At 63.5% G+C, this 7901-nt stretch carries 8 protein-coding genes; 1 reads left to right on the forward strand and 7 read right to left on the reverse strand.

Translation table 11 applies throughout. The annotated features are described in order from the left end of the window. Positions 1–79: 79 nt before the first annotated feature. The 4 genes from VGN68_RS20330 to VGN68_RS20345 form a co-directional block, all read right to left on the reverse strand. Positions 80–625 (reverse strand): hypothetical protein, encoded by a 546-nt coding sequence (locus tag VGN68_RS20330; protein ID WP_327479528.1) that lies wholly within the window; start codon positions 623–625, stop codon positions 80–82. Between the two features lie 187 nt (positions 626–812). Next, a complete protein-coding gene (locus VGN68_RS20335; RefSeq protein ID WP_327479530.1) occupies positions 813–1667 on the reverse strand; it encodes a glycine zipper 2TM domain-containing protein in 855 nt (284 codons plus the stop codon). A 139-nt stretch (positions 1668–1806) separates the two neighbouring features. Beyond that, positions 1807–2292 carry a GAF domain-containing protein gene (locus tag VGN68_RS20340; protein ID WP_327479531.1) on the reverse strand — a complete coding sequence of 162 codons (486 nt, stop codon included), beginning with the start codon at positions 2290–2292 and terminating at the stop codon, positions 1807–1809. Then, positions 2292–4454: a prolyl oligopeptidase family serine peptidase gene (locus VGN68_RS20345; protein ID WP_327479532.1), complete on the reverse strand. Its 2163-nt coding sequence runs from the start codon at positions 4452–4454 to the stop codon at positions 2292–2294. The genes VGN68_RS20340 and VGN68_RS20345 overlap by 1 nt, the downstream gene beginning before the upstream one ends. Positions 4455–4807: 353 nt before the next feature. Between VGN68_RS20345 and VGN68_RS20350 the strand changes: the two genes are divergently transcribed. Then, positions 4808–5464, forward strand: coding sequence for a PEPxxWA-CTERM sorting domain-containing protein (locus tag VGN68_RS20350; RefSeq protein ID WP_327479534.1), 657 nt, complete (start codon positions 4808–4810; stop codon positions 5462–5464). 46 nt (positions 5465–5510) lie between these two features. Here the strand turns inward: VGN68_RS20350 and VGN68_RS20355 are convergent, their stop codons facing one another. The 3 genes from VGN68_RS20355 to VGN68_RS20365 form a co-directional block, all read right to left on the reverse strand. After that, on the reverse strand, positions 5511–5912 hold the full coding sequence (locus tag VGN68_RS20355) for a helix-turn-helix transcriptional regulator (RefSeq protein WP_327479536.1): 402 nt from the start codon (positions 5910–5912) through the stop codon (positions 5511–5513). A 240-nt stretch (positions 5913–6152) separates the two neighbouring features. Further along, a complete protein-coding gene (gene rplQ, locus VGN68_RS20360) occupies positions 6153–6575 on the reverse strand; it encodes a 50S ribosomal protein L17 (protein WP_293697751.1) in 423 nt (140 codons plus the stop codon). Between the two features lie 218 nt (positions 6576–6793). After that, positions 6794–7852, reverse strand: coding sequence for a DNA-directed RNA polymerase subunit alpha (locus tag VGN68_RS20365; RefSeq protein WP_327479538.1), 1059 nt, complete (start codon positions 7850–7852; stop codon positions 6794–6796). Positions 7853–7901: the final 49 nt, after the last annotated feature.

Raw genomic sequence — 7901 nt, forward strand, 5'->3', positions numbered from 1 at the left:
ACGGCGGGGTCAAGGCCCCTCCGTCAGCGCTTCGCGCTGCCACCTCCCCATCGCTGCGCGACAGGGAGGATCGATCAGGTCAGCCGAAATTGACGTCGACGACGCGGCCGTTGCGGTAACTGCACCCGAAACTGCGGATTTCGCCGCCCAGCCGTGACGCGGTGCCGGTGACGTACCAGCCGCCGTTATTGGCTTCGGTGCCGTCGATGCGATCGACGCGCGCATCGTCGCCCATTTCGGCCTCGACCGCCCAGCTACATGCGTCGGCGGCGCGGCTCTGGACGTCGCCGGTGCCATAAGCACGGGCGTCGCTGTCGTCCGCAGGGTCTTCGACCGGCGGCACATAGTCGCGCTCGCGCTCGTCGTAACGCTGATTATCGCGATACGGCGGCTCGTAACGATAGTCGGGCGCACGCGCGCGCCGGTCCTTGCTTGCGGCGCTGGCGATCGCGGCGATGGTGCCGATGATCAGCAGGCCGCCGAGCACGTCGCCGGTGCTCACCCGGTCGTGATGACGATAACCCCAGCCGCCATGGCGCGACCGCGCTTCGGCAGGCACGGCGCTGATCCCGACCGAGGTGACGACGACAGCGGCCGCAGCGGCAAGGCAGGTGAATTTACGCATCAAGGGTTCCTCCCCAAGGGTCGGCAAAAGAGGGTCCGGCCCGGAATGCCGCCGGTCTAGGCCGCCGATGCTTTCGCGCCGCTGAACCGTTGTTCCCGCGCGATGGGACGAGTCCCGAAATGGAAAAGGCCCGCCATCGCTTGGATGGCGGGCCTTCAAACCCAAGGTGACCAGACCTTGCGGGTCATCAGCAGACGCAGCGCGGCTTGGCCTTGGGTTTCGGCGTCCACTTTTTCTTGGCGACATAGCGCTTCCGAACCGGCGCCTTGTCATAATAGGTCTTGGTCGTTGTCTCGACCGTTTCGGTCACGACCGGCGCGCCGCCCGTGATGATCGTCGTGACCACGACGCCGGGGGTGTAATAGCCGTAGCCGTAACCATAGCCGCCATGATGGTATGTGGTGCTGCTGCTGTGATGCGAACCGCGGCTCGACCACCAGGCTTCGCATTTCTTCTTGTCCGACGCATCGCCGATCGCGCCGCCCGCGACCGCGCCCAGCGCGCCGCCGATGATCGTGCCTTCGGTGCGGTTGCCCTTGCCGGCGATGCGGTTGCCGAAGACGCCCCCCACGACTCCGCCGACAACCGCGCCGCCCACCGTGTCCCCCCGGCCACAGCGGCGTTCCATCTCTGCGTCGTGCCGCGGGTCGTACCCGCCGCCATAATAATAATGATGGGGCGGCGGCGGATACCCCGCGCCATGGCCATCGACCGAGCCTTCGTAGCGGCCTTCGTAGCGGCGACCGTCGGGCGTTTCATAGGTGCCGTTCCAGGTGCCGGTCCAGCGCCCCTCGGCGTCGTAACCCGACACGCGGCGATATTCGACTTCGCTCGGGATGCGGTCGGCATGGCCTGTATAGACGCGCACGTCGGCATCGGCGGGCGCGCCATAGTCCAGCGCCGGGCGCGAGTCATGCTGGTACGACACGCCGCTCACCAGGTCGGTCGCAGCGTCCGCATCGATCATCGGCGCTTCGGCATGGGCACGGCCCGCCAGCAACAACGACCCTGCGGCCACCCCCAACAAGACGAACGTGCGCATGACTAACTCCCTGTTCCCTCGGCCCGAACCGATTGGTTAACAGATTGTTAGCAAAATCGGCGGCTTTTCGCGAATCCGTTAACCGTGACGATTGCGTCCCGTTTTGGGCCAGATGTGGGAGTTGTCGGCGGACGGTGTGTTACGCCAACGCCCCGGCAATCCGCGCCACGAGCGCCTCCGCCCCCGCCTGATCCGCCGCCGAAAACCGCCCCGGCAGCGGGCTGTCGAGGTCGAGCACGCCAACCAGCCGGTCGCCGACGATCACCGGCACCACCAGCTCGCTGCGGCTGTCGGCGTCGCACGCGATATGGCCGGGAAAAGCATGGACGTCGTCGACGCGCTGCGTGGCGCGCAGCCGCGCCGCGGCACCGCACACCCCCTTGTCGAGCGGGATGCGGATGCACGCTGCCTTGCCCTGAAACGGCCCGAGCACCAGCTCCTGCCCGTCAAAGCGATAGAAGCCCGCCCAGTTCAAATCGGGGATCGCCTGCCAGATCAGCGCCGCGACATTCGCCATATTGGCGATGCCGTCGCGCTCGCCCGCGACCAGCGCCGCGGCAGCATCGCCTGCCTCAGCCCATAATTCGGCGGGATCGGTCGCGGTAAAGGCGAGCGCATAGGACATTATTCGACCGCCAGCCCCGTCCACTTCGCCGCGAACGCATATTTGTCGGCGGCCTCGGCGATGATCTTGTCGGTCGGTTTGCCGCTGCCGTGACCGGCGCGCGTTTCCACTCGGATCAGGTGCGGCTTGTCGCCTGCCTTCGCATGTTGCAGCTGCGCGGTATATTTGAAGCTATGCCCCGGCACGACGCGGTCGTCGGTGTCGGCGGTCGTCACCAGCACCGCGGGATAGGCGGCGCCCGCCTTGATATTATGATAGGGCGAATAGGCGAGCAGGTTCTTGAAATCGGCCTCTTTCGACGGATAGCCATAATCATCGACCCAGTAACGCCCCGCCGTAAAGCGGTCGAAGCGCAGCATGTCCATCACCCCCACCGCGGGCAGCGCCGCGGCGAACAGGTCCGGACGCTGGTTGGTGACTGCTCCGACCAGCAGGCCGCCGTTCGATCCGCCCTCGATCGCGACCTGGCCCTTGCCCGCGATGCCTTGCGCGATCAGATATTCGGCCGCGCCGATGAAATCGTCGAACACATTCTGCTTGTTGGCCAGCCGCCCGGCGTCGTGCCACGCTTTGCCATATTCGCCGCCACCGCGCAGGTTGGCGATGGCCAGCACCCCGCCCTGATCAACCCACGCCAGCCGGGTGGGCGAAAACCCGGGGGTCATCGACACGTTGAACCCGCCATAGCCATAGAGCAATGTCGGCGACCCCTTGCTGCGGTCGAGCCCTTTCTTCATCACGACGAACATCGGCACCTCGGTGCCGTCCTTCGACTTATAGAAACGCTGCTCGACGGTGAAATCATCGGGCTTGAAGGTCAGCTTGGGCTCCGCAAAAATCTCGCTTTTGCCGGTCGCGGTGTCGAGCCGATAGATGGTGGTTGGCCGCGCATAGCTGGAGAAGGCGTAGAAGGTTTCGGGATCGCTCGACTTGCCGCCAAAACCCGATGCCGACCCGATGTCGGCCAGCTTGATCGCGGCGACCTTTTTGCCGTCGAGCGCGATCATTTCGGCCTGCGATTTCGCATCGCCCAGGTACGACAGGATGATGCGATTGCCGACGCGCGAGGCGCCGACCAACGTATTCTCGCTCTCCGCGACCAGCTCGGTCAGCTTGCCGGGCTTGCGGATGTCCATCGACACCAGCCGCTCGCGCGGCGCCTCCTTGTTGGTGATGAAGGTGAACAGTGGCCCCTCATTGGTCACATAGTCCCAATTGTTCGCGAAATCGCCAACCAGCGTGATCGGCTTGCCGACGCCCTTGGCGCCGATCGGATACAGCGTCACGCCCAGCCGCGCGTCGGTGCCTTCGGACCCGAACACCAACAGATATTTGCCGTCATCGCTGACCACCGCGCTGTTGTTGAGCTTGGGCTTGTCGGGCGTCGCGTGGATCAGCACATCCTCCGACTGCGGCGTGCCGAGCTTGTGGAAATAGACGGCGTGGTTCTCGTTGAGCGACTGGAAGGCCTCCCCCGCTTCGGGTTCGGGGAAGCGCGAATAATAAAAGCCGCTGCCGTCCTTGGCCCAGTCGAGCGCCGAAAATTTCACCCAGCGCACTTCGTCAGCCAGATCCTGACCGGTCGCGACGTCCTTGATCCGCACGATGCGCCAGTCGGTGCCGCCGTCCTGCACCGAATAGAGCAGATACTTGCCATCCTCCGATGGGCTCCATTCGGCCAGCGCGGTGGCGCCATCCTTTGCCCACAGATTGGGGTCGATCAGCACCCGGCCTTCGCCCTTCAATCCTTCGCGGACATAGAGCACCGATTGCGGCTGGAGCCCGTCGTTGCGGGTATAGAAATAGCGCGTCCCCGCCTTGGTCGGCAGGCCGAAGCGCTCGTAATTATACAGCTCGGTCATCCGTTTCTTGAACGTATCGCGACCGGGCAACGTCGCCAGATAGGCGTCGGTCACCTTGTTCTGCGCCGCGACCCAATCGGCGACCTTGGGATTGACGCGGACGTCATCCTCCAGCCAGCGATAGGGATCGGCCACCGCAACCCCGAACTGCGGATCGACCGTGTCGCCGCGCGGCGTATCGGGATAGGTCAGCGCCGGTGCAGGCGCCGCTGCGGCCGCGGCTTCCGCCGCATGGGTTGCGGCCGGGGTCATGGCAAGAGCGACGAGCGCCAGCGGCGCAGACAGGGCTTTACGGGACATGGCAAGGCGATCCTCAATCATCCGGGGGACATTATCGTGCGCCGATATGTAAGGATGGAAAAGCCGCGGGCAAGCGATTTCAAGGCTGCTCCATGCGGCCGGGCCGCGCCGCAATCACGCGATGATCGGCGCCGACGGTGGCCCATCAATCGCATGTCCTGTCTCACGCGGCATCGCGTTCCGTCTTGTTGCGCGCGGCTATGCCAATCATCGCTCCGATTCATGTTTCACGACATATTTGTACCGCGCTGGGACACAAAAGACTCGCGACTCCATTTCACCTTACCGGCCTGCTAACCACGCGACTCGCAGGAGTGTCGAACAGATGCGACGCTTGTCTGGGGGACATGGATATGAAGACGGTGCTGGCCGCCATCGCGGCATTCTCAAGCTTGACGATAAGCGTGTCGGCCGACGCGGCTGCGATCATCAACTTTGATGACAAGACCGCGATTTCAGGCAGCAACGATTTCAAATCGCAGCTCGCAGGCCTCGGCCTGACCAAATATGACACGACTGGAGCGTCGATCTTCCTCACCGAAAATTCGCTCATCACTTTCCACCTTCTTGGGTCGGAAAGCGGCTTTAACGACAGCTTTTTTACCCTGTCGGCGCCGAACCTGATGAAGGGCGAATCGAGCCCTTTTCAGAATAATTTCGGATCGCCGATCCTGATCGGCAGTGCCAATTTCAATGCGGGCAGCCTGACAGGGCTGCTGAATTTTTCGAGTATCGGCGGCAAGCCCGCCACCATCGGTCAAGACGGCTTCGCGATCTTCCTCGGCAACAAGCAGAAAAGTGGCAGCGCCCTTTCGACTTTCTATTTCGGTTATGACGACCAGGTCACCAAGGCGGACAATGATTATGACGATATGATCATCCGCGCCACCGTGACCTCGGCGGTGCCGGAACCCGCCACCTGGGCGATGCTGCTGCTCGGCTTTGGCGCGATCGGCGGCGTGATGCGCGCCAAGCGCCGGAAACCCAAGGTTGCGGCCTCGCTCGGCTGAGCTTTTGTGTCTGCCATCGCGGCGCCCGACGGCGCGGTGCCGGGCTTCAAAATTCGATGATGATGCGGACCTTGTCGGGTGTCGTACCGACGACATGGGCAATCTGGGCGCGGTTTTCGGCGAGCATGTCAGTCGGCAACCGGCCCGTGTCGGTTCCGAGCAGCTCGGCGGTTGACACACCCAGCACGTGACTGAGCGCTTCGACGCGGTCGTGCCGCGGCCGCGAACGGTCTTTCTCCCACCCGGAAACGGCCGGCACGCTGACATCCAGGGCGGCGGCCAGATCCGCCTGACTGAGTCGGCGCGTGACCCGCAAGCGCCGTAGCCGGGCGCCAAGACTTTCCTTGTCTGCCGCGGGCGACATCGGCGTGACAATAGGCCGCGGCGATGGCAACCCGCGCATTTCGTCGGCGCCGGACCACGCAGAATTGCGGCTATGTTCGATCATGGCCGACCCAGCAAAGCGGCTGGCGAAACAAATTGGTGGACCTGCATCAGACAGTTATGACTTTCACCCTGCGACGCGGCGCAGAATACACCACTCGCGGCAAGGCGTGCGGCGCTAATCTGTACGAGTACACCGGCGACCGAGCAAAACGCGCGCCGCCGCCGCAAGCGACCGCCCAAACGAGAAAGGGCGGCCTCCTTTCGGAGACCGCCCTTGATCTTGTGTCGCTCGCAGCGCGGCTCAGGCTTCCGCCATATCCTCGTCATACTGCTCGACCGGACCCGAATCCTGGCCCTTGGCCGTAACATCGCGATCGACGAGTTCGATGATCGCCATCGGTGCGGCGTCGCTGGCGCGAATCCCGGCCTTGATGACGCGCGCATAACCGCCGTTGCGGTCCTTGTAACGCTCGGCCAGGACGTCGAACAGCTTGACCAGCTGTGTGTCGTCCATCAACCGGCTCATCGCGAGGCGACGATTGGCCAAACCGCCGCGCTTCGCCAGCGTGATCAGCTTTTCGATATAGGGACGCAGTTCCTTCGCCTTGGCGACGGTGGTCGTGATCTGCTCATGCTTGATGAGCGCCGCCGACATGTTGCGGAACAGGGCCGTGCGGTGCGCGCTGGTGCGCTGCAGCTTCCGGCCACCCGATTTATGACGCATAATCTTGTCCTTCGTTTGTCAGAGGGGCCGTATGAGGTACCCCAAGCCAGGTCGATGTGCGGGCCGACCCATTCCCGTTTGATCCTCCCCACGACGTGGGGAGGGGGACCGCCGCGAAGCGGTGGTGGAGGGGGGCTGCGGCCTGACACATTGCGTCGTGCCGCGAACCCCCTCCGTCAGCCCTTCGGGCTGCCACCTCCCCGCAAGCGGGGAGGATTTTATCCTAGCAGCTCTTGTTCGAGCTTCTTGGCCATCTCTTCGATGTTTTCCGGCGGCCAGCCGGGGATATCCATGCCCAGGCGCAGACCCATCGACGACAGCACTTCCTTGATTTCGTTCAAGGATTTGCGGCCGAAGTTCGGGGTGCGCAGCATTTCCGCTTCGGTCTTCTGAACCAGATCGCCGATATAGATGATGTTGTCGTTCTTCAGGCAGTTGGCGCTGCGAACCGACAGTTCCAGCTCGTCGACCTTCTTGAGCAGGAAGCGGTTGAGCTGGTTGACGTCGCTTTCGTCGGCGGTGGTCGGCGATGCCGCCATGCCGATCATGCCGCTGTCGTTCATCGCTTCTTCGAAGTGGACGAAGACCTGCAGCTGGTCCTGAAGGATGCGCGCGGCATAGGCCACGGCGTCTTCCGGGGTGATCGTGCCGTCGGTTTCGACGGTCAGGTTCAGCTTGTCATAGTCCAGTTCCTGACCGATGCGGGCATTGTCGACCTTGTAGGCGACCTGGCGCACCGGTGAGTAGAGCGAGTCGACCGGGATCAGGCCGATCGGCGCGTCGACCGGACGGTTGGCGGTCGCGGGGACATAGCCCTTGCCGGTGTCGGCGACGAGTTCCATGTTCAGCGTCGCACCGTCATCGAGGTGACAGATAACATGGTTCGGGTTCATCACCTTGATGTCGCCCGACACCATGATGTCGCCGGCCTTGACGGTCGCGGGACCGGTGGCCGAAAGCTGGAGCCGCTTCGGACCTTCGCCTTCCATCTTGAGCGCGATCTGCTTCACGTTGAGGACGATGTCGGTGACATCTTCGCGCACGCCGGTCAGGCTCGAGAATTCGTGGAGAACATTCTCGATCTTGATCGACGTGATCGCCGCACCCTGAAGCGACGAGAGCAATACGCGGCGCAGCGCGTTGCCGAGCGTCAGGCCAAAGCCGCGCTCGAGCGGTTCGGCGACAAAGGTCGCCTTGCGCTTGCCGTCGCTGCCAGCCTTGATTTCCAGGTTGCTGGGCTTCTTCAATTCCTGCCAGTTCCGGATATTGACAGTCATGGTCTTCCCTTTGCTTTTGGCGGGACGAATTGGGGGTCGACCAATCTGT

Origin of the sequence: Sphingopyxis sp. (assembly GCF_035998965.1) — a bacterium.
GTDB lineage: Bacteria > Pseudomonadota > Alphaproteobacteria > Sphingomonadales > Sphingomonadaceae > Sphingopyxis.